The 20371-nt window shown below is 68.3% G+C and carries 21 protein-coding genes and 1 pseudogene; 7 read left to right on the forward strand and 15 right to left on the reverse strand.

Translation table 11 applies throughout. The annotated features are described in order from the left end of the window. Nucleotides 1-21: 21 nt before the first annotated feature. On the forward strand, nt 22-561 hold the full coding sequence (locus LVY72_RS04435) for an OsmC family protein (RefSeq protein WP_237818266.1): 540 nt from the start codon (nt 22-24) through the stop codon (nt 559-561). Between the two features lie 105 nt (nt 562-666). Here LVY72_RS04435 and LVY72_RS04440 read toward each other — a convergent pair whose 3' ends face one another. After that, nucleotides 667-1671, reverse strand: a complete 1005-nt coding sequence (locus LVY72_RS04440; protein WP_237818267.1) for an aldo/keto reductase family protein — start codon at nt 1669-1671, stop codon at nt 667-669. Nucleotides 1672-1831: 160 nt separating this feature from the next. Between LVY72_RS04440 and LVY72_RS04445 the strand changes: the two genes are divergently transcribed. Beyond that, complete coding sequence (locus tag LVY72_RS04445) at nt 1832-2440, forward strand: sugar O-acetyltransferase (protein WP_237818268.1); 609 nt, start codon at nt 1832-1834, stop codon at nt 2438-2440. 23 nt (nt 2441-2463) lie between these two features. Next, nucleotides 2464-2949 carry a hypothetical protein gene (locus LVY72_RS04450; protein ID WP_237818269.1) on the forward strand — a complete coding sequence of 162 codons (486 nt, stop codon included), beginning with the start codon at nt 2464-2466 and terminating at the stop codon, nt 2947-2949. A 20-nt stretch (nt 2950-2969) separates the two neighbouring features. Here LVY72_RS04450 and LVY72_RS04455 read toward each other — a convergent pair whose 3' ends face one another. Together LVY72_RS04455 and LVY72_RS04460 are read right to left on the reverse strand one after the other, a co-directional pair. Further along, nucleotides 2970-4172 (reverse strand): globin domain-containing protein, encoded by a 1203-nt coding sequence (locus tag LVY72_RS04455; RefSeq protein WP_237818270.1) that lies wholly within the window; start codon nt 4170-4172, stop codon nt 2970-2972. Between the two features lie 88 nt (nt 4173-4260). Next, nucleotides 4261-4527: a hypothetical protein gene (locus LVY72_RS04460; RefSeq protein WP_237818271.1), complete on the reverse strand. Its 267-nt coding sequence runs from the start codon at nt 4525-4527 to the stop codon at nt 4261-4263. Nucleotides 4528-4845: 318 nt separating this feature from the next. Between LVY72_RS04460 and LVY72_RS04465 the strand changes: the two genes are divergently transcribed. Next, entirely contained in the window at nt 4846-5049 is a 204-nt protein-coding gene (locus LVY72_RS04465; protein ID WP_237818272.1) for a YegP family protein, read from the forward strand. Nucleotides 5050-5260: 211 nt separating this feature from the next. Here LVY72_RS04465 and LVY72_RS04470 read toward each other — a convergent pair whose 3' ends face one another. The 4 genes from LVY72_RS04470 to LVY72_RS04485 form a co-directional block, all read right to left on the reverse strand. Further along, nucleotides 5261-6175, reverse strand: coding sequence for a hydroxyquinol 1,2-dioxygenase (locus LVY72_RS04470; RefSeq protein ID WP_237818273.1), 915 nt, complete (start codon nt 6173-6175; stop codon nt 5261-5263). 10 nt (nt 6176-6185) lie between these two features. After that, nucleotides 6186-7262 (reverse strand): maleylacetate reductase, encoded by a 1077-nt coding sequence (locus tag LVY72_RS04475; protein WP_237818274.1) that lies wholly within the window; start codon nt 7260-7262, stop codon nt 6186-6188. 2 nt (nt 7263-7264) lie between these two features. Further along, the gene (locus tag LVY72_RS04480) at nt 7265-9061 is read right to left on the reverse strand and encodes an FAD-dependent oxidoreductase (protein ID WP_237818275.1); all 1797 of its coding nucleotides are present in this window, start codon (nt 9059-9061) and stop codon (nt 7265-7267) included. Nucleotides 9062-9308: 247 nt separating this feature from the next. Next, the gene (locus LVY72_RS04485; RefSeq protein WP_237818276.1) at nt 9309-10274 is read right to left on the reverse strand and encodes a helix-turn-helix domain-containing protein; all 966 of its coding nucleotides are present in this window, start codon (nt 10272-10274) and stop codon (nt 9309-9311) included. A gap of 57 nt (nt 10275-10331) precedes the next feature. Here LVY72_RS04485 and LVY72_RS04490 point away from each other — a divergent pair. After that, nucleotides 10332-10430, forward strand: a pseudogene (locus LVY72_RS04490) (CBS domain-containing protein); the annotation flags it as partial. Nucleotides 10431-10692: 262 nt separating this feature from the next. On the opposite strand, the gene LVY72_RS04495 reads toward LVY72_RS04490, so the two are convergent. From LVY72_RS04495 to LVY72_RS04520, 6 genes are all read right to left on the reverse strand, one after another. Then, nucleotides 10693-11715 carry an LLM class flavin-dependent oxidoreductase gene (locus tag LVY72_RS04495; protein ID WP_237818277.1) on the reverse strand — a complete coding sequence of 341 codons (1023 nt, stop codon included), beginning with the start codon at nt 11713-11715 and terminating at the stop codon, nt 10693-10695. A gap of 230 nt (nt 11716-11945) precedes the next feature. Further along, a complete protein-coding gene (locus LVY72_RS04500) occupies nt 11946-12716 on the reverse strand; it encodes an SDR family NAD(P)-dependent oxidoreductase (RefSeq protein WP_237818278.1) in 771 nt (256 codons plus the stop codon). Between the two features lie 257 nt (nt 12717-12973). Next, nucleotides 12974-13918 (reverse strand): alpha/beta hydrolase, encoded by a 945-nt coding sequence (locus LVY72_RS04505; RefSeq protein ID WP_237818279.1) that lies wholly within the window; start codon nt 13916-13918, stop codon nt 12974-12976. Between the two features lie 28 nt (nt 13919-13946). Continuing rightward, a complete protein-coding gene (locus LVY72_RS04510) occupies nt 13947-14441 on the reverse strand; it encodes a flavin reductase family protein (protein ID WP_269092213.1) in 495 nt (164 codons plus the stop codon). A 47-nt stretch (nt 14442-14488) separates the two neighbouring features. Continuing rightward, nucleotides 14489-15688: an acyl-CoA dehydrogenase family protein gene (locus LVY72_RS04515; protein WP_237818281.1), complete on the reverse strand. Its 1200-nt coding sequence runs from the start codon at nt 15686-15688 to the stop codon at nt 14489-14491. A 105-nt stretch (nt 15689-15793) separates the two neighbouring features. After that, entirely contained in the window at nt 15794-16762 is a 969-nt protein-coding gene (locus LVY72_RS04520; protein WP_237818282.1) for a helix-turn-helix transcriptional regulator, read from the reverse strand. Between the two features lie 151 nt (nt 16763-16913). Between LVY72_RS04520 and LVY72_RS04525 the strand changes: the two genes are divergently transcribed. Further along, nucleotides 16914-17546, forward strand: coding sequence for a dihydrofolate reductase family protein (locus LVY72_RS04525; RefSeq protein WP_237818283.1), 633 nt, complete (start codon nt 16914-16916; stop codon nt 17544-17546). Between the two features lie 9 nt (nt 17547-17555). On the opposite strand, the gene LVY72_RS04530 is transcribed toward LVY72_RS04525, so the two are convergent. Next, nucleotides 17556-18560: a DUF2278 family protein gene (locus LVY72_RS04530; protein ID WP_237818284.1), complete on the reverse strand. Its 1005-nt coding sequence runs from the start codon at nt 18558-18560 to the stop codon at nt 17556-17558. A gap of 92 nt (nt 18561-18652) precedes the next feature. Between LVY72_RS04530 and LVY72_RS04535 the strand changes: the two genes are divergently transcribed. Continuing rightward, on the forward strand, nt 18653-19420 hold the full coding sequence (locus LVY72_RS04535) for an IclR family transcriptional regulator (protein ID WP_237818285.1): 768 nt from the start codon (nt 18653-18655) through the stop codon (nt 19418-19420). A 65-nt stretch (nt 19421-19485) separates the two neighbouring features. Here the strand turns inward: LVY72_RS04535 and LVY72_RS04540 are convergent, their stop codons facing one another. Then, nucleotides 19486-20319, reverse strand: a complete 834-nt coding sequence (locus LVY72_RS04540; RefSeq protein ID WP_237818742.1) for an amidohydrolase family protein — start codon at nt 20317-20319, stop codon at nt 19486-19488. Nucleotides 20320-20371 lie beyond the last annotated feature (52 nt).

Genomic DNA, 20371 nt, shown 5'->3' on the forward strand with positions numbered 1-20371 from the left:
GCCGCGACACGAAGGAACATCATGACCGAAACCGCAGTACGGGACCTGGCCGAGGACCGCGCCGCACGCCTGGATGAGGCCGGCGGGTTCTGGGGCCGCAGGATCTCCGAGGACACCGCCAACGCCCGCCTGACGTTCAAGGCAGCAGGCGACGGCGTTGGGGCAGTGGCCACCCGCCTCACCGCAGGCCGCCACGAATTCACCGTGGACGAACCGGCCGGGCTGGCCGGCGACGACGCCGCGGCGAGTCCGGTCGAATACGCGCTCGGCGCGCTGATCTCCTGCCAGGTGGTCGTCTACCGGCTGTACGCCCACCGGCTGGGCATCCGGGTCGACGAGATCAGCATCGACGCCGAGGGAGATCTCGATGTCCGGGGCCTGTTCGGCGCCGGCGACGGCGTGCGTCCAGGTTTCGAAGCCGTACGCCTGAAGGTGGAGATCACCGGTCCCGAAACACCGGAGCGCTACGAGGAACTGCGCCGGACCGTCGACGCGCACTGCCCGGTCCTGGACCTCTTCGCCAACCCGACTCCGGTCAGCATCGAGCTGGCCAGGAAGTAGCAGGTCCGCCGTGTGGGGCCCGGCCCCACACGGCGGGTGACGGCTTTCAGCCCGGCCGGCAGCAATTAACTGGCCACTTCTCCCGGGACCGACCCGGGGCAACGGTCAGGCGAGGCGGGTCGCGGGCGCCTGGGTCCGGGCAGGATCCCGTTCGGCCAGTCCGCCGATCGCCTCGTCGATCCGGGCCAGAGTGCCGGCGTCCAGCCGCACGCCGGTGGCCTGGACGTTCGAGGCCACCTGCTCGGGCCGGGAGGCTCCGATGATGGCGGAAGCGACGTTGCGGTTCTGCAGCACCCACGCGACGGCGAGCTGGGCCATGGTCAGGCCGGCCTCCTCGGCGACGGACCGCAGCTTCTGCACCGCCATGAGCACGTCGTCGGCCAGCCAGCGTTTGATCATGTCCGCGCCGCCCTTCTCATCGGCCGCCCGGCTCCCGGCCGGCACCGCCGCTCCGGGCTTGTACTTGCCGGAGAGCACGCCCTGGGCCACCGGCGACCAGACGATCTGCGAGATGCCCAGATCCTCCGAAGCGGGCACCACTTCCTCCTCGATGACGCGCCAGAGCATCGAATACTGTGGCTGGTTGGAAACCAGCTGGATGCCCAGCTCCTTGGCCAGCGCGTGGCCGGCACGCAGCTCCTCCGCGGTCCACTCGCTGACCCCGATATACAGGGCCTTGCCCGCCCTGACCACGTCCGCGAAGGCCTGCATGGTTTCCTCCAGCGGCGTTTCGACGTCGTAGCGGTGCGCCTGGTAGAGGTCCACATAGTCGGTCTGCAGCCGGCGCAGCGATCCATTGATGGATTCCAGGATGTGCTTGCGGGACAGCCCGGTATCGTTGTGGCCCTTGGGGCCGGTGGGGAAGTAGACCTTGGTGAAGATCTCCAGGGATTCCCGGCGCTCGTCCTTCAGGGCGTTGCCCAGCACCGTTTCGGCCGCCGTGTTGGCGTAGACGTCGGCGGTGTCGAAGGTGGTGATGCCGGCGTCCAGCGCCGCGTGCACGCAGGCGGTGGCGACGTCGTTCTCCACTTGGGAGCCGTGGGTGAGCCAGTTGCCGTAGGTGATTTCCGAGATCTTGAGTCCGCTGTTGCCCAGATACCTGAATTCCATGACCCCAAGCTAGCAGCCGAGGGTCCCGCCGCGAACGAAGAGAGCGGAGGGAGGCTGCGACGCGCTAGCAGCCGGCCGCGGTCCGGCGGGACTACCGTCTGCGGGCCTGCAGCGGGAGGATGGTCTTCAGCGGAGCGCCGGCAGAGGGAAAGGAAGCGGCATGAGCGAATATTTCAAGGACGATCCGAGGACCCAGCAGGAGCGGATGCTGGCCGGGGATCTGTACATTGCCGATGATCCGGTGCTGGCCCGCGCCAGCCGGGAGGCCATCAGGATGGCCGCGGAGTACTCCCGGATCTGGGCTGCGCACCCGGACACGGCCGCCCGTATCCTGCGCCGGCTGCTTGGCTCGATCGGCGAGGGCACGGAAATCAGGGCGCCGCTCTATGTGGACTACGGCAAGAACATCACCGTCGGGGCCCGGACCTTCATCAACTACAACCTGACCGCGCTGGACGTCGTCGGAATTACGATCGGGGACGATGTGCAGATCGGCCCCAACGTCCAACTGCTCACCCCGACCCATCCGCTGGATGCCCAGCAGCGGCGGGACAAGCTCGAGGCCGGCAAGCCGATCGTGATCGAGGACAACGTCTGGCTGGGCGGCGGGGTGATTGTCCTGCCCGGGGTGACCATCGGCGAGAACACTGTGGTCGGGGCGGGCGCCATTGTCACCAAGGACCTGCCGCCGAACGTGGTGGCCACAGGACGGCCCGCCAAGATCCGTCGCGGGCTTTTGGACCCGACGAGCCTGCCCCCGCAGCGCTAGGCCGGGGGACACAGGAGGTGCGCATGCGCCGGGCCCGCGTCGCCGCACGGCTGATCCTGCCGGCTGTCTGGCTGGGGATGATCATCGGCATTTCGCTCATCGAGGCCCCGCTGAAATTCATGGCCCCCGGCATCACGATTCCGCTGGGCCTGGGCATCGGACGGCTGGTCTTCACCGCAATGAACATCGTGGAGCTGGTGATTGCGGCGCTGCTGGTGCTCTGCTGCGTGCGGGCAGGGGTGGACCGGAGGTTCTGGGGCCTGCTCTGGGCCACCGTGGCGGTGCTGCTGGTGAAGGTTGCGGTGATCCGGCCGATCCTGAACCACGAGACGGACCGAGTGCTCGCGGGTCTCTCCGCGGGAGGATCGGCCATCCACCTGTTCTATATTGCGGCCGACGGCGTGTTGATCGTCCTGCTCGTGCTGTTGCTGGCTGCCGGCGCCCGGCGCTGGCTTGCGGTGCCTCCAACACCCCATCGAGTCGATGGGAGAGGAGCGGCTGGCTGCTGATCAACTAAGGGCAGGAACCCTCAGGCGAAATCCGCCAGCCACAGATCCGGGCCGAATACCTCGTACTGGATGTCTTTGGCCGGCACACCGTTGGCGACGAGGGCGCTGCGCACCGACTGCATGAACGGCAACGGCCCGCACAGGTAGTATTCGGCGTCCTGCGGCAGTTCGACGTCGTTGACGTTCATGAACCCGCTCAGTTCGCCCGGCGCCAGCGAGGCTGGCGGCTGCTCGAACCAGACGGTCAGGGAGGCGTCCGGCAGTTTGCCCAAGTCCTCCGTGACCTGCGCCCGCAGGGCGAAGGTTTCGGGCGAGAGATCCGCATGCAGCATCCGGACCGTGCGCTGTGCCCCGGCCTTGGCCAGATGGGAGAGCATGCCCGCCATGGGGGTGATGCCGATGCCGGCGCTGGCCAGCACCACGGGCCGGTCCGAGTACTCCAGCACCACATCGCCGAACGGTGCGCTGAGCACCACCTCGTCGCCAACCTGCACCTCCTGGTGAAGCAGGTTGGACACTTCGCCATCCGGGGTGCCCTGCCCGTACACGCGCTTGACGGCGAACTGCCGGTGCTGTCCGTCGTCGGCCTTGGTCAGGCTGTATTGCCGCGGCTGGTGCACCCCGTCGGGCATCCGCATCTTGAGGGTCACGTACTGGCCCGGTAGCGACGGCTTCACCTCGCGCTCGTCGGTACGCTCCACGATGAAAGTGGTGACATCCTCGGTTTCCGGAATTTTTTCGCTCACCCGCCACGTGCGCCAGATGGTGTCCGGCGAGAGGTGGACGGCACCGTAGAGACCGCGTTCCTTGTTGATCAGCACGTTCGCGAAGAGCCAGTAGACCTCGTCCCAGGCGGCGGCGACGTCCGGGGTGACCGCGCTGCCAAGCACGTCGCCGATGGCCCACATCAGGTTGTCATGGACGATTGTGTACTGGTTCGGATGCAGGCCGAGCGAGACGTGCTTGTGGGCGATGCGGGATACCAAATGGTCCGGCAGCTGGTCGGGGTGCTCCACCAGGTTCGTGGCGAAGGCCGCCACCGAGCCAGCCAGTGCCTGCTGCTGGCGACCGTCCGCCTGGTTGCCTCGGTTGAAAAGACCGTCGAGCAGTTCAGGATGTTCGGCGAACATGTGTTTATAGAAACGCTGGGCGATTTCCTGGATGTTCTCGCCGACCACCGGCAGGGTGGCAGTGATAATGGGGACAGCCTTATCCGACAGCATGATCCGGCTCCTTTGCCTGTAACTGGCCGCTGCTGTTTTGCGCTATCAAGGTAGCACCGCGGCGGGCGCCGGGACAGGGCCGGCGGCGTCAGGGCTCCCGGCGGTCCTCTTCGATGTAGCGCTCGCCCTCGTCGTCCTCGTAGACCGTGTAGTTCTCCTCCAGGTCCTCGATGGCTGCGGCGTCGATCGCGTTGGGTTCCTTCACCGGTTCGTCCAGGGCGCCGCGGTCCGCATCCCCCCAGACTTTGCCGAGCCCTTGGGAGGATGACGCCGGCTGCCGGTGCGGCAGCAGTTCTTCGTCGCGTGCCGGGTTCGGGTCCGTCGGCCGCTGGTCCTCGTGGCGCTCCGAAGTCATGATTTCCCTGCTTTCTTCACGAATCGTCTCCGGTCCCCAGTTTTTCGCCTCTTCACACCAATTGCAAGCATGCTTCCTATTGGCGGCAAAGCAGCAAGGCAACGGCTTTCGCCTCCCTCGAATAAGTTGCCTGAGGCGTCAAACTTTGACTTTTTGCGGCAAATTGTGGCTTTTTGTCCGCAGTGGGGCGGATTGCCATTCTCTACCGGCCGGTAACCGCCTAGGGTCGACTGTAGTGCCGAGGTTGCTGCGCGGGGGGTGCGGCAGGTTGGTGCAGGTTATAAGTTGTGCATCGAGAAATTTCGAAGGGGACTGCGCATGTTTGAAATCTTCCGTGACCGCAATCGAAAGTACCGCTTTCGGTTGCTGGGTGAGAAGAACGCCGTGATTGCCGTATCCGAAGGGTACGACGAGAAGGCGCGGGTGGTGGCTGCGATCAATGATGCGCGCGAGTACGCTGCCACTTCGCGAATCGCGGATAAGTCTTCCACTCCGGAGGGTCTGGTCAGCCTGGCCAGTTAGCGGCGGGAGCGCCAGGCGCATCTACCGACGGAAACACCCGGTCAGGCTCGAGAGCCTGACCGGGTGTTTCCGTCTTCCGTGCTCCCGGAGCATCCGGGAGCACGGCTCACCGCGTCGCGGCCTCCCATTCCTCGCATGCTCGGGCTGAGGCTTTCGGCAGAGAGCAGCCAGGGGTCCCCGTGCGCAAAGCGTGGGCGGAGGCTTCGAACAGTTAGCTGCCTGCGGGGGCGAGGACGATGTCAAAGCGGGTGCGGGCCCAGGCCTGGTTGCCGAGGTCGCGGCCGTCCGGGGCGGGGGTGCCGGGGGCCTGTTGGTCGAACTTCTTGATCAGGGAGTCCTTGACCCCGAACACGCTGTCGCCGATCTCTATCTGGGGGTCGCCCTCGACGAAGATGTGGGTGACCAGGGTGCGCTTGCCCGGTGCGGTGACCATGAAGTGCAGGTGCGAGGCGCGCACCGGGGAGCGGTGCACGGCCTCCAGCATCTTGCCGACCGGCCCGTCGTGCGGAATCGGGTACGGGGTGGGGGTCAGGCCCCAGAACGCGTACCGGCCCCCGGCGTCGGAAAAGAGGTGGGCCCGGCCGGCGGTGCGGCCGTCGGTGTACTGCACGTCGTAGAATCCGTCCTCGTCGGCCTCCCAGACCTCGATCCTGGCGTTCGGGACCGGGTTGCCCTCGGTGCCGGTGACGGTGCCCTCGACCCAGCAGGGCTGGCCGGCCGCGCCGCCAGCGATGTCCCCGCCGGACGGGATCTCCGGGGCGTCCTCGGTGAAGAACGGGCCGAAGACGGTGGCCTCGGTGGCGCCCTTGTAGGCCTGGTTGTTCACCGCGATGGTCATCATCGAGGCGCCGAGCACGTCGGAGAGGAGGACGAACTCCTGGCGCTTCTCGTCGGTGATGTGCCCGGCACCGGTGAGGAACTCGATGGCCTTGTTCCACTCGTCCTCGGTGAGCCGGACCTCGCGGATGAAGGCGTGCAGGTGCCGGGTCAGGGCCTGCATCAGGGTGCGCAGCCGCGGGTCCGGGGCGTTGTCGAAGGAGGCCAAGACCCGGCGGGTCAGGTCCTCCTCGACCGCGGCCTGTTCGGCGCTGATGCCGTTGAGGGTGGTTTCTGCGGAGTCGGTCATGGCAGGTCCTTTAGAGGTCGGTGAGGGTTTTGGGATCGTCCCCGTGCAGGGCGGCGGTGAGCAGCGCGGTCAGGTTCGCGTCGGTGACGGGCCGCGGGTTGGAGGCCGGGATGGCCGGCAGCGCGATGCGCACGGCCTCTGGGATGTTGTCTTCGGTGAAGCCGTAGTCGGCCAGCGCCTGGGGTGCGTCCAGGGTTTCACGCAAGGCCAGCAGGCCTTCCAGCGCACCGGCGGTGCCGAACGCGGCGGCGATGCGCTTCTCCGCCTCCGGGGCGGCGCCGGCGTTGAAGGCAAGCACGTAGGGCAGCACGGTCGCGTGGGTCTGGGCGTGCGGCAGGTTGAAGGTCCCGCCGAGCACGTGGCAGATCTTGTGGTGCATCCCGGACCCCGCACTGGCGAACGCGACCGCGGCCAGGTACGCCCCGTACAGGGCCTGCTCCCGGCCCTCCATCCCGGCCGGATCGGCTTTCACTGCCGGCAGGCCCTGGTTCAGGGCGCGGATGCCCTCGGCAGCCAGGGCGGCATTGATCGGATCCGCCCGCGGCGCCCAGAGCGAGTCCACGCAGTGGGCCAGCGCGTTCAGCCCCGACGCGACCGAGAGTTCCACCGGCAGGGTGAGAGTCAGCTCCGCGTCGTAGATGACCGTGGCGGGCAGGACGGCGTCGTCCACCCCGGTGGTCTTCCGCGCGGCCTCGGTCAGCCCCCAGACGTTGGTCGCTTCCGAGCCGGCATAGGTGGTCGGCACCGCCACGATCGGGATCCCCGTGGTCAGCGCGACCGCCTTGGCCAGGCCGGTCGTCGAACCCCCGCCCACGCAGACCAGCAGGTCGATGCCGTGCTCGGCCGCGGCGGCCCGGGCCTTCTCGGCCACCTCCACCGGCACGTGCATCACCACGTCGTGGTGCCACAGGGCAACCTCGATCCCGGTGGCCACGACCCGGGCCATCCCGGTCTCGAACTCGGAGGCGATCACCATCACCTTCTGCGCGCCGAGCCGGGCCACCTCCGCGGCCAGGTTTTCCGCGGCCTTCCCGGACCCGAACAGCACCCGCTGCCCCAACGTCACATGCTCGAAAGTCAATGCCATAGTCAGTTGCTCCTGCTCAGGATGGTGGCCACGACGGTGCGCAGCGCGGCTTCAGGGTCGGCAGGCAGCGTGTGCGAACGCCAGCCGACGTGCTTGTCCGGGCGCACCAGGACGGCACCGTCTTCGGCCACTTCGCGCAGCTTCGCCCAGTCGAAGTATAGGTCCGTGATCTCCCGGCCCGGACCGATTACCACGGTCTTGATACTGACGCCGAGCTGGTCGCTGACCTTCTGTGCCGCCGTCGTCCATTCCTCGCCGGTGATGCCGGTGAACAGCGTGAACTCGCCGTACGGGGCCAGGTCGTGGGTGGAGTACTTGCGGGTGTTGTCGCCGACCCAGGCGTGCGGCAGGCGGCCGCCCGGGTAGGTGGACGGCTGGTAGTAGAGCTCCGGATCGCGGACGGGGGCCGGCTTGGCCGTGCCGTCCCCGACGACGGCGGTGGAGAGGTACTGCTGGCCCAGTTCCACGCCGTGGGCATTGAACTCATAGTTCTTCAGCTCCATGGCCTCCTGGACGGCGGCACGCTTGGCGGCGCCGTCGGGCGTCGCGTCCTTGCGGGACTCGATCAGCGCGGCCATTTCCTCGGGCGACCCGGCCTTATCGATGCCGAGAGCTTCGAACAGCTTGCCGAATTCGCGGCCGGACTGGTTCGCGCGGGTGACGATCTGCTTGGCCACGGGGGCGCGTTCGGCCGAGTAGGTTTCCAGCAGTTCCGGACCGGCCTGCCCCTTGAGCACGGCGGCGAGCTTCCAGGCCAGGTTGTAGGAGTCCTGGATGGAGGTGTTGGAGCCCAGCCCGTTGCTCGGCGGGTGCCGGTGCGCCGCGTCCCCGGCGATGAAGACCCGGCCGGACTGCATGTGGGTCGCATACATCTCGTTGTTGCCCCAGAGCGAGATGCCGGTGATTTCGACGTCGAGGTCCGGCACCCCGATCAGGTTCCGGACGATCTGGCGCGCGTCCTCCTCGGAAACCTCCGGGGTGCCCTCGTTGATGTCGAAGCCCCAGACGATCAGCCATTCGTTCCACGGCCGGACCATGCGCACCAGACCGGCACCGATGCCGCCGATATTGGATCCAGGCTGGACCACCCAGTACAGCACGGACGGGCGGTGGCCCACGAGTCCGGCGATGTCCGCCTTGAAGGTGATGTTCATCGAACCGGCGATGTCCATCTGCCCCTCGTACGGCAGTTGCAGCTCGGACGCGACCTTGGAGCGGGCGCCGTCGGCGCCAATCAGGTACTTGGCCCGGATCGTGTACTCGGTGCCCAGCAGCCGGTTGAGCACGCGGACGTTGACTCCGTTGGCGTCCTGGCTGTGGGCGAGGTATTCGGTGGAGAACTGGCTCTGGGTGCCGCGCGCGGTGGCGTTGCGGACCAGGATCGGTTCCAGGTAGGTCTGCGGGATGTCGCAGTTCAGCGACGGCGAGGCCAGTTCGTAGTCCGCATGCCGGGCCGGGTGGTTGCCCCAGGTCAGGATGCGTCCGATTTCCTCGCCGGCGATCGAGGTGCAGAAGACGGTGTCGCCGATCAAGTGGTGCGGGGTGGCGTCTGCGAGCACCTGCTCCTCGATGCCCAGGTCCCGGAAGATCTCCATGGTCCGCTGGTTGGTGATGTGCGCCCGCGGGGTGTTCGCGGTCCAGCGGTACTTGGTGATCATGATGTTCGGGATGCCCAGTGAGGACAGGAACAGTGCGGCCGAGGCCCCGGCCGGGCCCGAACCGACAATCAGGACATCCGTCTCGACGACGGCGGAATCCGGGGTTTCGGTCTCGGCGACCCCGTCATTGAAAATCACCATGGCGTGTACTCCGTTCAGTCTCGCGTGAAGCTGTTGACAGCTAGTGTTCCGGCTCACGGGGACCAATCGGGGGCGTGGTGCGCATCACGGCGGAAACAGGCAAAAACCCGGCGGATGTGGACAATATCCGGCCCGCTGCGAACCAAATCCGATCGACTTGCCACTTACCGCCCTTTTCCGGCGTGAATGGGGCGTCAAGTGTCGAGCCGATGAAGGGCGTGGGAGGGATCGGAGCGGGGAGGGGGGCTCAGGACGTGGCTTTACGGTCCTGCAAAGGGGACAGGCCGAACTTTTCCTTGTAGCTGCGCGAGAAGTGCGCCTGCGAGGCAAAGCCGAGCGCGGCGGACAGATCGCCGAGCTTCAGCCGTGCCGCGTCCGGGGATTTCAGCTGCCGGCGGGCGGCCTGCAGCCGGGCATCCAAAATGGCACCGGGAACGCTCGAACCGGCCTCGGCGAAGACCCGCGAGAGCTGCCGGTCCGAAATCCCGGCGGCGGCGGCGATTCGCCCGGCGGACAGCTGAGGATCGGCCAGATGCGCGTCGATGTAGGCCTGGGCTGCGGCGAGGTGGCCGGCCGGGCCGCCGTCGGCGCCGAGCAGCCGGGCGAGCAGGTCCAGGACGGATGTCTCGAGCTGGTCCCAGTCCGTGGATCGGCCGGACAGGGCGCGGCCCAGCACTTGGGCCAGGGCCTCCGCGCTCCCGGGCTGGGAGCCGGATCCGGCGCCGCGGAAGCCGAAGACCTGCGGGCGGTTCAGGCCGGAGCGTCCGGTCAGCTCGCTGAAGGTGCGCCGCGGGACCTTCAGCGCCAGTTCCTTCAGGCCGTGCGAAAAGCCGCGCAGGAACGGCTGGTCGGCGTCGTACAGGATGGCCTGGCCCGGCTGCAGGATCTCGCAGCCGTCCCGGTGGTAGAAAAAACCTTCGCCTTCGAGGGCAAAGTACGCCACCACGGATTCGGCCGGGTACTCGGCGATCTGCCGGGCCGAACGCTCGACGATGTGCGGAGTGCCGGTGACTTGGGCCAGCTGCAGCCGCGGCAGGATCAGGTTCAGCTCGGAGGCCTCCAGCACCGCGCCGCTGAGCGTGCGCGCCTCCAGTCCCACCAGGGCCCGGGCGTTGTGCTCCTCCCAGAGCTGGATCCGGTGGGCGCCGGGCAGCCCCGCGGTGGAGAACCGCGTGAGCCCGTGCGGGCGCATACCGGCAGTGGCCTGCGTCATAGTTCAACAGTGTACGTGCGGTGCGCAACCTCGAGGAACCGTGCCAAGATCCGTGAAGGCTCGCTGCCGATCTGCGGCGACGACGGCAAGCTCAAAGGATTCATGACAGACCGCGACATCGTGTTCAGGTGCCTGGCCGAAGGCCGGGACGCCCGTAATTTCCGACCACAAACTGGTCGGCGTCGTCAGCCGCCGCGGTACGACCCTGGCCGTCGAATCTGACAAGCGCCACGGGGCGGGAAACTAAACGGCTGGCGCCTCCGGGCCTAAATGTCAGGCGACGCCAGTCGGCAGATAGGCCTGCAAAATCAGGCTTAAGTCGGGTGGGGACCCAAATGTCTTCCAACCTGGCTTGAAACCTTGGCCGGGCCTGCCCACCATTGCAGGCGCATGCCGGGCAGGCCCGCGTGCCGAAAGGTCAGCGCCAGCCCAGCTGCGGCGCCACGTGCTTTAGGACCGACTCGATGACGTGGGCGTTGTACTCGACGCCGAGCTGGTTCGGGACCGTAAGCAGCAGGGTGTCGGCCGCGGCGAGTGCCTCGTCCTCCGCCAACTTCGCAGCCAGCTCGTCCGGGTCGCCCGCGTAGGACCGGCCGAAGACCGCGCGGGTCTTCTCGTCGATGTTGCCGACGTGATCGGAGCTGTAGCGGTCGCGGCCGAAGTACTGCCAGTCGCGCTCGTCCGTCAGCGCGAAGATGCTGCGGCTGACCGAGACGCGCGGTTCCCGCTCGTGCCCCGCCTCCTTCCAAGCCTGCCGGTAGAGCTCGATCTGCTCGGCCTGCTGGACATGGAAGGGCTTGCCGCTCTCGTCGTCCTTGAGCGTGGAGCTCTGCAGGTTCATCCCGAGCCGCGCCGCCCAGACCGCCGTGGCGTTCGAGCCGGAGCCCCACCAAATGCGATCGCGCAAGCCCGGAGAGTGCGGCTCCACGCGCAGCAGGCCCGGAGGGTTCGGGAACATCGGGCGCGGGTTGGGCTGGGCGAAGCCCTCTCCCGTGAGCACCTCGAGCAGCCGCTCGGTGTGCCGGCGGCCCATGTCGGCGTCGGACTCGCCCTCGGCGGGGGAGAAGCCGAAGTATCGCCAGCCGTCGATGACCTGCTCTGGTGAACCGCGGCTGATGCCCAGCTGTAGCCGCCCGCCCGAGATCAGGTCGGCTGCGCCGGCGTCCTCCGCCATGTAGAGCGGGTTCTCGTAGCGCATGTCGATTACGCCGGTGCCGATCTCGATCCGGCTGGTCCGCGCCCCGATCGCGGCCAGCAGCGGGAACGGGGAGGCGTATTGCTGCGCGAAATGGTGGACGCGGAAGTAGGCACCGTCCGCGCCCAATTCCTCGGCCGCGACCGCAAGGTCGATCGCCTGCAGCAGCGCGTCCGACGCGCTGCGCGTGCCGGACTGCTGATGATTGGTCCAGTGGCCGAAGGACAGGAATCCGATGTTCTTCACGACAGGAGCTAACCCAGGGGCGATGGATCCTATTCCTGGACCGCCAGCGTTTTGCGGCAGGGAGTACGACGGCGGTGTCCGGCTGCGCGGGCGCGGCCAGGGCCGCGGTGGGTTCACGTGAGCGTGGCCGCCCTTGGGAAAGGGGCGGCCACGCTGGCGGGACGATGCGGCGTTCAAGTCCCGCTGTGGTCGGATCGCCGCAGGTGCAGGGACTGCGCGGTGACGCAGGGCTACCGGGAGGTGTAGCCCGCGTCGGCGTGGATGGTGGTGCCGGTGACGTAGGAGGCGGCGTCGGAGGCGAGCCAGAGGCTGGCCTCGGCGATCTCGCGGGCGTCGCCAAAGCGGTTGAGCAGGCTCAGCTGCGGGGCGTAGGCCTCGGGGTCGATGCCCATCTCCTCAAGCGCCCCGCGGAGCATCGGGGTGTCGATGGCGCCGGGGGCCACCGAGTTCACGCGGATGTTCTCCGGGCCGTTCTCCAGGGCTGCGGCCTTGGTCAGGCCCACCACGCCGTGCTTCGCGGCGATGTACGCGGGGTTGCCCGGCTGCGGACGGAAGCCGCTCACCGAAGAGATATTGATAAGCGAGCCGCCGCCGCCCTGGGCGCGCAACTGCTGGATCTCGTACTTCAGGCTCAGGGCGACGCCCTTGAGGTCCACGGACATGAGGCGGTCCCAGTACTGCTCGTCGAACTCGTGGATGGGTGCCTGGTCCGGGGTGAGCGCCGCGTTGTTCACGGCGACGTCGAGCCGACCGTACTTTTCGACGGCGGCCGCGACCATCGCCTTGACCTCTTCGCCCTTGGAGATGTCGACCTTGACGAAGAAAGCGTCGCCGCCGGCGGCGACGATCTCGTCGACGACCGACTGGCCCTTCTCCTGGTTGAAGTCCGCGACTACGACCTTCGCGCCGGCCTCGGCGAAGAGGCGCGCCGTGGCCTCACCCATACCCTGCGCCGCGCCCGTGACGATGGCGACCTTGTCCTGAAGAACCGGGAATGTCATGACTGCTCCTTGGCTGGATGCTCCGGGGCGGCCGGTCGGTCGTCCCACCTATGGTCAACAGCCGGGACGTCCGCGTATTCCATGCATATGCATGTGAATTGCGTCTCGGTCGTCGCTGGAAGTCGGTACTGCCGGAAGATCGGAGGGGAACCTGGACCGCCGTCGTACGACTGTTCGGTGCCTTGAACGGCCGCCCCGCCTTGCCCGCGGATGAGGGCAAGGCGGGGCAACCAGCTCCGCCCGGACGGGGCCAAGAATCAGTTGGCGAGCGAACCCGCCTTCACCTTGCCGGCGATCAGCTCCATGACTTCCGCGCTGGCCGGCAGCACATTGACCATCGAGAAGAAGGCGTGCATCTGGCCCGGCCAGCGGTGGTGCTCCACCGGCACGCCGGCCTCGCGCAGCCGCGCCGCGTACGCCTCGCCCTCGTCCCGGAGCACATCGTGCTCGGCCGTGATCACCAGCGCCGGCGGCAGGCCGGCCAGGGACTGGGCGCGCAACGGGGACGCCTCCGGGTGCAGCCGGTCCTCGGGGGCAGGAAGGTAGTGGCCCCAGAACCAGTTCATGAACTCGGCGGTCAGGAAGGACTGGTTCTCCGGCTCCAGATAAGACGCCCGGGTGAAGTCGGCATCCGTGACCGGGTAGACCAGGATCTGGCCGGCGAGTTCCGGGCCGCCGTTGTCGCGGGCCCGCAGGGCGGTGACCGCGGCGAGGTTGCCGCCGGCACTGTCGCCGCCGATGTAGAGCGGCACCCGGGCGCCGGCGATCTGCTTCAGGTTCGTCTCCGTCCAGTGCAGCGCGGTCCAGGAATCCTCCACCGGGGTGGGGAAGGGATGCTCGGGCGCCTTGCGGTATTCGGCCAGGACGACGGCGGCGCCCGACTTTTGTGCCAGCTGCCGGCCGAGCGTGTCGAAGCCGTCGATGTCCTCCAGGACCCAGCCGCCGCCGTGCAGGTACAGGATCACCGCGGAGGGGCTTTCCACCGGGACGTGCACGCGCACCCGGAAGCTGCCGCCGTCGAACCCGGCCAGTGTATGGTCCTCGATGCGCAGCATCTCGGGACCGGGACCGTAAAGGTCCTTCAGTCCGCCGCCTGCGGCACGGGCCTCGGCGGGGGACAGCTCCCACAACGGTTTCGCGTCCGGTCCGGCGGCTTCGGTCATGCCGGCGAGGAAGCCCAGGGTTGCCTGGTCAAGTGCCATCAGTTTTTCTCCTTCGAAGGGTGGGTGTTCAGGCGAGCGCGGACTGCTCGCCGAGGGTGTGCCAGCTCCGGTTGTGGTAGACCAGCGGGTCCGGGGTCTGCTCCGGGGCCCGGGCCTGCAGGACCTGGACGGCGACGACGGTGGAATCCCCGGCCTCCATCCGGTCCACGATCCGTCCACGCAGCCAGATCGGCGCACCGGCCAGGACCGGTTCCCCGGTCACGAGCCGGGACCAGCTGCCCGTGTCCGCGAAGCGGTCGATGCCGCCGGTGGCGAAGGTCTTGGCCAGCTGGACCTGGTCCGCACCGAGCAGGTGGACCACCACCGTCCCGGCCCGGGCCAGGGCCGGAGCGGCGGAGGAGAAGGCCGAGAGCGAGAACACCAGCAGCGGGGGATTGGCCGAGACCGAGATGACCGAGCTGGCGGTCAGGCCGACCGGCCCGTCGCCGGGGTCCGCGGTGACAACGGCGACGCCGGCGGGATGGTTGCGGAAGGCGGCCTTGAACTGCTCCGCCGGAAGCATGTCCTCGAAGGCGCCCTCCGCGACCCGCTGGGCGGACTGGCCGCGGCTCACCGCTGCCCCTTCTCGATCAGCGAGAAGAAGACCCATTCGGCGTCCTTTGCCAGGCCGGAGAGCATCCGGCCGCAGGCCTGCAGGACCACCGGGCCGGACGTCATGTGCTGGGTGCCCGCGTGCATGTCGCGGAAGAAGCGCTGCAGGTCCCCCTCGCGCAGGGCGGCGGTGGCAGCCCACTTGTAGACGCTCATGCAGACCTCGTGGGCGGACCAGGTGGCATTGTTCAGGGCCAGCCGGGTCAGGGTTTCCTGCTCGGGGGAGAGCAGTTCACCGCGGTCCAGCATGGCCTCGTTGCCGGCCCAGACGTCGAAGACGAAGGCACGGGCCGAGCGCAGGGTGGCCTCGGCCTTGGCGTATTCGGCCGCGAACTGGTCGGTGTCCACGCTGGCGCCGGGAGCGCCGGACTTCTTTTGCGCCAGCACCTTCATTTCGTCCAGCATCCGGCGGCCGACGCCGAGCGCCCAGCCGGCGTGGTTGATCCCGGACATATTGGCCAGGCCCATCCGGTACAGCGCACCTCCGTGGATGGATTCCTTGGTGGCGACGTTGTAGGTGTAGGCCTCGGGGACGAAGAGATCCTCGGTGCTGTAGTCGATGCTGCCGGTGGCCTTCAGGCCCATCACGTCCCAGTTGTCCACGATCTGCGCCTGCTCCTTGGGGAAGGTGAAGATCAGCGGTTCGCCGGTCTCTTCGACCAGCGCAGCGGTGTGGATGTGGCTGGCATGCGGCAGGCCCGAGGCGAAGTTCCAGGACCCGGTGAGCAGGTAGCCGCCGTCGACCTTCCGGGCGGTGCCCAGGCGGGTGCCCTGGCCGGCCATCAGGTGGTAGCCGCCGTCGGCGAACAGCTCCGCGGTGGCCTCGGCGCCCTGGTAGGCGGCGGTGGTGCCGGTGATCATCTGCAGCGCCATCACGGCCCAGCCGGTGGAGGCATCCGCATAGGCGAGCTTCTCGATCACCTCGATGACCTGGCGCGGCGAGGCCTCGTAGCCGCCCAGGTCCCGCGGGATGCCGAGCCGGAAGACACCGGCGTCGTGCAGGGCCTGCGCGGCGGCCTCGGTGAGGTGGCCTAGCTCCTCATTCTGCGCCGCCTGGGACATCAGCAGCGGGGTGATTTCCTCGATGCGCTCCAGCAGCGCGGGGATCTCGTCGCTGACGTGCAGCTGGCCGGTGGTTTCGGAAACGGTCTGGGACATCTCGTGCTCCTTCGCCCGATGAATGTGATGTGCATCTCATCGTGGCGGAGGATTGTCCCGGCCGGCGCCGATGGCCGAAGCAGGCAAATATTTTGTCAGGCCGGGTCAAATTCCGGCGGCCTCCCCGCGCGCCTCGCGCGGGGTACGGCCGTAGGCCTGCTTGAAGGCGCGGGAGAAGTGCGCCGCGGAGGTAAAGCCCACCGAGGCGGCGATGGCGCCGACCGGCGCGGCATGCAGTTGCGGGTCCGCGAGCTTCTCCGCGGCACGGCGCAGCCGCGTGACCAGGATTTCCCGGCCGGCGCTGGTCTCCTCGGCGGCGAAGACCCGGGCGAGGTGGCGCTCGCTAATGCCGACGGCGCGGGCGATCCGGGGTGCGGACAGGTCCGCCTCCTGAAGGTGGTTCCGGATGTACTCCCGGGCGGCGAGCAGGTAGCCGGCCGCGGCCGCGCCGGTCTGGTTGCCGGTCAGCAGTTCGAAGAGGTCCAGTGCCGCGTCCTCCACCGGCCGCGGGTCAGCCGGAGGCGCCTGCAGCGCATTGCGGATGGTGCGCACCGCGGCCTGTGCGTGCATGGCGAACGGCAGGCCTGGCCCGGGACGCAGGACGCGGGGAGCCGTCAGGCCGGACTGCCCGGTGCGCTCCAGGTAGAGCTTGCGGGGCACCTCGAGGATGACCTGGCGCATCGCCGTCGAAAAGCCGTACATGAACGGCTGGTCCGCGTCGTAGAGGATGGCGTCCCCGGCGGAGAGGGTCTCGCAGCCCGCGGAATGGTAGTAGAAGGCGCTGCCTTCCAGCAGCAGGCACAGCGGCAGCGATTCGGCCGGCACGGTGCGGATGTCCTCACCCGAGCGTTCGACCACGTGGTCGTTGCCCCGGATTTCGGTGAAGCGCAGCCTCGGCAGCCGCAGGTTGCGCTGCGCAGCGAGCAGTCCGTCGGCAGCCAGGGTGCGGCAGCTCAGCCCGATCAGCGAACGCTTGTTGTAGTCCTCCCAGAGGGGAAGCCGCTCCTGCCGGGGCACCCGGACGGTGGAGAAAGCGGTCGCCACGGCATTGGCGGATGCTGTCGCAAGGCCCAAGCCAGGCTCCTTTTGCCGACGATTGAGTCACCCAACAATACCTGTGACCGCAGGCACAGCGGAATATCCGCAGCTGCTTTATTGACTTCCCGCACTGGCCCGTCAAGGCTGGGCAACGGTCCCGGAACGGGCCGGCAACGGGAGGGAATCGATGAAACTGACCTTGAACACATTCCTGAGCCTCGACGGCGTCATGCAGGGCCCGGGCGGGCCGGACGAGGACGTGAGCGGCGGCTTCGACCTGGGCGGCTGGCTGGTCCCGCACGTGGACGAGGACTTCGGGCGCATCGTCGACGGCTGGTTCGCCCAGGCGGAGGCCCTCCTGCTCGGACGCACCACCTACCAGATGATGCAGCCCTACTGGGAGCAGGTCACCGATCCGGATAATTCCGTGGCCACCGCCATGAACACCCTGCCCAAATACCTCGTCTCCGCGACCGTGACGGAGCCGACCTGGCAGAACACCAGAGTCATCTCCAACGACGTCGCCGGGGCCGTGGCCGGGCTGAAGTCCCGTCCCGGAGGCGAGTTGCAGGTGCACGGCAGCCACCGGCTCGCCCGTACCCTGCACGACGCCGGCCTGGTGGACGAGTACCGGCTGATCCTCTTCCCGGTGGCGCTGGGCAAGGGCAAGCGCCTGTTCGACGACGGCGCGGTTCCCTCCGCGTTCGAACTCGTGGACAGCACGATTACCGGCGCCGGCGCCGTGGCGCTGACCCTGCGCCCGAAGCCGTTCGGGACCGGGTACATCGGCGTGGACGACGGACGCGGGACCGTGCAGTAGGACGGCGGCTCAGAAGATGATCGTCCAGCCCTCCCGCTGGGCCTGCTCCTGGGTGTAGGCGACGCCGTGGACCTTCAGCCCCGCGTCGTCCAGCAGGGTGATCTGCCCGCCGCTGTTGCCCAGCTGCGCCGGCGCCGCGACCGGCACCCGGAGGATTTCCCCGGCCGGGAGCGGCCCGGCGGCCGGGACCGGGCAGCTCTGCTTCAACCGGTCGGCCAGCCGCCAGCCGGCCAGGTCCACGGGACCCGGTGAGGCGTTGATCAGCAGCACGCTCTCGGCCTCCGGTGCGCCGCCGGCGGGATTGGCCAGCGCGGCCAGGATCCGCATCGCCCCGGTGTCCGTGACCGGGCCGACCTCGGCGACCGTGTGGCCGGTGGCATCGTCGGTGTGCCAGGACTGGCTCTGGAAGGCCAGGAAAACGGCCACCCACCGGTCCTCGCCGGGGAACCGGAAGAGCAGGCCGCCGTCCTGCCACACACCGTCGTCGCGCACGTACGGGCCGCTGTTGCCTTGGTTCATGTGCACGTCGTGGACGCCGTTGCCGGGCAGGAAGCCGAAGACCTTGTCCTTGACCCCGGGCTCGGGTCCAAAGCGCTGGCCGAATACGTAGACCAGGGCGGACTGGTCCGCGATGGCCCGCTGCACATAGTGGTCCAGCTTGTCCGCCAGGTCATTGTCCGGGCCCGCCACGTTCGGCGGGATCGGGCGCATGCCGGCCCGGTCGAAGAGGTTGCCGCGGATAAAGTCCAGGTTGGCGCGGCCCGGACCTTGCGGCAGCGGCGTCCAGCCGGCGGCGGTCTCCGGCAGCAGGGCCAGCAGCGGGTGATGGAAGTCCTCGTCGGCGAGGTAGAGCAGCTCGGATGGCGCCTGGGCGGAGAGCACGTTGACCGCGGCGCGGTAGTGCGTTCCGGCCGCGTCGCGCAGTTCGATCTGGTAGTGCGGCGAATCCACGGCGCCTTCGCGCCGGCTGTCGACGGCGCTCGCCGCCAGGACGCCGTAGTTGTTCAGCGGCATGATCATCTCCCGGTTTGGACGGACAGCTCCAGTGCACACCCGGTGCGTTACCGGCCGCGGCCGCAGGCACAGCCGGAAGGCATAATGCATACATGCCCAAAGCCGAGACCTCGCCCGTGGAGTCCGTGGACCGCGCGCTGCTCCTGCTCCTGCTGATGCGCGAGCGCGGACCTGTTTCGGTCAAGACGGCGGCGGAGCATCTGGCCGTGGCCCCTTCCACGGCCCACCGGCTGCTGTCCGCGCTGGCCTTCCGCGGCTTTGTCAGCCAGGACCGCGAACGGCGTTACCGGCTGGGTCCGGCGCTGATGGACCGCTCCATGGAACCGTTTTCGATCAGCAGGCTCCGTGAATACGCCCGCGGTCCGCTGTTGGAACTGCACAGCCGGTTGGGCGAAACAGTGCAGCTGATGGTCCTGCGCGGAGGCAATATCCAGTTTATCGACGGCGTGGAATCGGAATCCTCGCTGCGGGTGGGCATGCGGATCGGAGACCAGATGCCCGCCTTTGTTTCCGCCGGGGGCAAGGCGATCCTGGCGCAGCTGAGCAATGCCGAGCTTGAGGAGCTCTACCGTAACGGTCTGCCGGCCTGGCCCACCAGCCGGATTACCACGATGGCGATGCTCAAACGCAGCATGACCAAGGTGCGTCGGGCCGAATTCGGCACCAATTTCGAAGAGACCGAGCAGGGGGTGTCCGGCGTTGGCGTGAGCATTGGCGATGTGACCGGCCGTCCGGTGGCCGCCGTGACGGTGGCGACGCCGAGCATCCGCTTCCGCCGGGTGGACATGGCCGTGCATGTGGCGGCGCTGAGGCAGGCGGCGGCCAGCATCGAGGAGCGGATCGCGCAGGCGTCGCGGTAGGGCGGGCCGTTCCGGCAGCACTGCAGGGGCACCGAGTCCGCAGCGGACACGGCGCCCCTGCTGCCTCAGCGCAGTCCCAGCAGCTTTACGGCGTTGTGCTTGAGGATCTTGGGCCGGACCTCGTCCCTGATCGGCAGTTCCGCGAAGGCGTCCAGCCATTTGGCCGGGGTGATCAGCGGGAAGTCGGTGCCGAAGAGCACCTTGTCCTGCAGCACCGAGCCGGCGAGCTTCACCAGGGACTGCGGGAAGTACCTCGGGGACCAGCCGGAGAGGTCGATGAACACGTTCGCCTTGTGCGTGGCGATCGAGTTGGCCTCGTCCTGCCACGGCACCGAGGGGTGGGCCATGATGATCTGCAGCTCCGGGAAGTCCGCCGCGACCTCGTCCAGCAGCAGCGGGTTGGAGTAGCCCAGCTTGATCCCGGCGCCGCCGGGCAGGCCGGCACCCATGCCGTTCTGCCCGGTGTGGAAGACGGCCGGCAGGCCGAGCTCCTGCAGCGCCTCCCAGAGCGGGTAGAACCGTTCGTCGGCGGGGTTGAAGCCCTGCAGGCTCGGATGGAACTTGAACCCGCGCACCCCCCAGTCCCCGGCCAGGCGCCTGGCCCGGTCGATCGCGTCCGCGCCGGTGAGCGGGTCCACCGAGCCGAACGGGATCAGCACGTCGTTGTTGCGTGCCGCGCCCTCGGCGATCTCCTCGATGCTGTTCGGCTCGTGCCCGAGCCGGGTCCGGGCGTCCACGGTGAAGACCACCGCGGCCATGTTCAGCCCCCGGTAGGTCTCCGCGATCGAATCCAGCGACGGGGTCCGGTCCCCGGCCCTGAAGTACTTGGCCGAGGCCTCCATCAGCGGCTGCGGCAGCGAGAGGTGGCCGTGGCTGTCCGCCTCGACATGCACGTGCATGTCGACCGCGGCCAGCGACGCGACGTCCAGCGCCGGTTCGTAGCGCACCGGT

The sequence above is a fragment of the Arthrobacter hankyongi genome (assembly GCF_022012395.1).
In the GTDB taxonomy this organism is placed as follows: Bacteria; Actinomycetota; Actinomycetes; order Actinomycetales; family Micrococcaceae; genus Crystallibacter; species Crystallibacter hankyongi.

Coding starts and splice junctions, on each gene's coding strand:
- LVY72_RS04435 (WP_237818266.1), top strand. CDS start 22: ATGACCGAAACCGCAGTACGGGACCTGGCCGAGGACCGCGCCGCACGC.
- LVY72_RS04440 (WP_237818267.1), bottom strand. CDS start 1,671: ATGGAATTCAGGTATCTGGGCAACAGCGGACTCAAGATCTCGGAAATC.
- LVY72_RS04445 (WP_237818268.1), top strand. CDS start 1,832: ATGAGCGAATATTTCAAGGACGATCCGAGGACCCAGCAGGAGCGGATG.
- LVY72_RS04450 (WP_237818269.1), top strand. CDS start 2,464: ATGCGCCGGGCCCGCGTCGCCGCACGGCTGATCCTGCCGGCTGTCTGG.
- LVY72_RS04455 (WP_237818270.1), bottom strand. CDS start 4,172: ATGCTGTCGGATAAGGCTGTCCCCATTATCACTGCCACCCTGCCGGTG.
- LVY72_RS04460 (WP_237818271.1), bottom strand. CDS start 4,527: ATGACTTCGGAGCGCCACGAGGACCAGCGGCCGACGGACCCGAACCCG.
- LVY72_RS04465 (WP_237818272.1), top strand. CDS start 4,846: ATGTTTGAAATCTTCCGTGACCGCAATCGAAAGTACCGCTTTCGGTTG.
- LVY72_RS04470 (WP_237818273.1), bottom strand. CDS start 6,175: ATGACCGACTCCGCAGAAACCACCCTCAACGGCATCAGCGCCGAACAG.
- LVY72_RS04475 (WP_237818274.1), bottom strand. CDS start 7,262: ATGGCATTGACTTTCGAGCATGTGACGTTGGGGCAGCGGGTGCTGTTC.
- LVY72_RS04480 (WP_237818275.1), bottom strand. CDS start 9,061: ATGGTGATTTTCAATGACGGGGTCGCCGAGACCGAAACCCCGGATTCC.
- LVY72_RS04485 (WP_237818276.1), bottom strand. CDS start 10,274: ATGACGCAGGCCACTGCCGGTATGCGCCCGCACGGGCTCACGCGGTTC.
- LVY72_RS04500 (WP_237818278.1), bottom strand. CDS start 12,716: ATGACATTCCCGGTTCTTCAGGACAAGGTCGCCATCGTCACGGGCGCG.
- LVY72_RS04505 (WP_237818279.1), bottom strand. CDS start 13,918: ATGGCACTTGACCAGGCAACCCTGGGCTTCCTCGCCGGCATGACCGAA.
- LVY72_RS04510 (WP_269092213.1), bottom strand. CDS start 14,441: ATGCTTCCGGCGGAGCAGTTCAAGGCCGCCTTCCGCAACCATCCCGCC.
- LVY72_RS04515 (WP_237818281.1), bottom strand. CDS start 15,688: ATGTCCCAGACCGTTTCCGAAACCACCGGCCAGCTGCACGTCAGCGAC.
- LVY72_RS04525 (WP_237818283.1), top strand. CDS start 16,914: ATGAAACTGACCTTGAACACATTCCTGAGCCTCGACGGCGTCATGCAG.
- LVY72_RS04530 (WP_237818284.1), bottom strand. CDS start 18,560: ATGCCGCTGAACAACTACGGCGTCCTGGCGGCGAGCGCCGTCGACAGC.
- LVY72_RS04535 (WP_237818285.1), top strand. CDS start 18,653: ATGCCCAAAGCCGAGACCTCGCCCGTGGAGTCCGTGGACCGCGCGCTG.
- LVY72_RS04540 (WP_237818742.1), bottom strand. CDS start 20,319: ATGCACGTGCATGTCGAGGCGGACAGCCACGGCCACCTCTCGCTGCCG.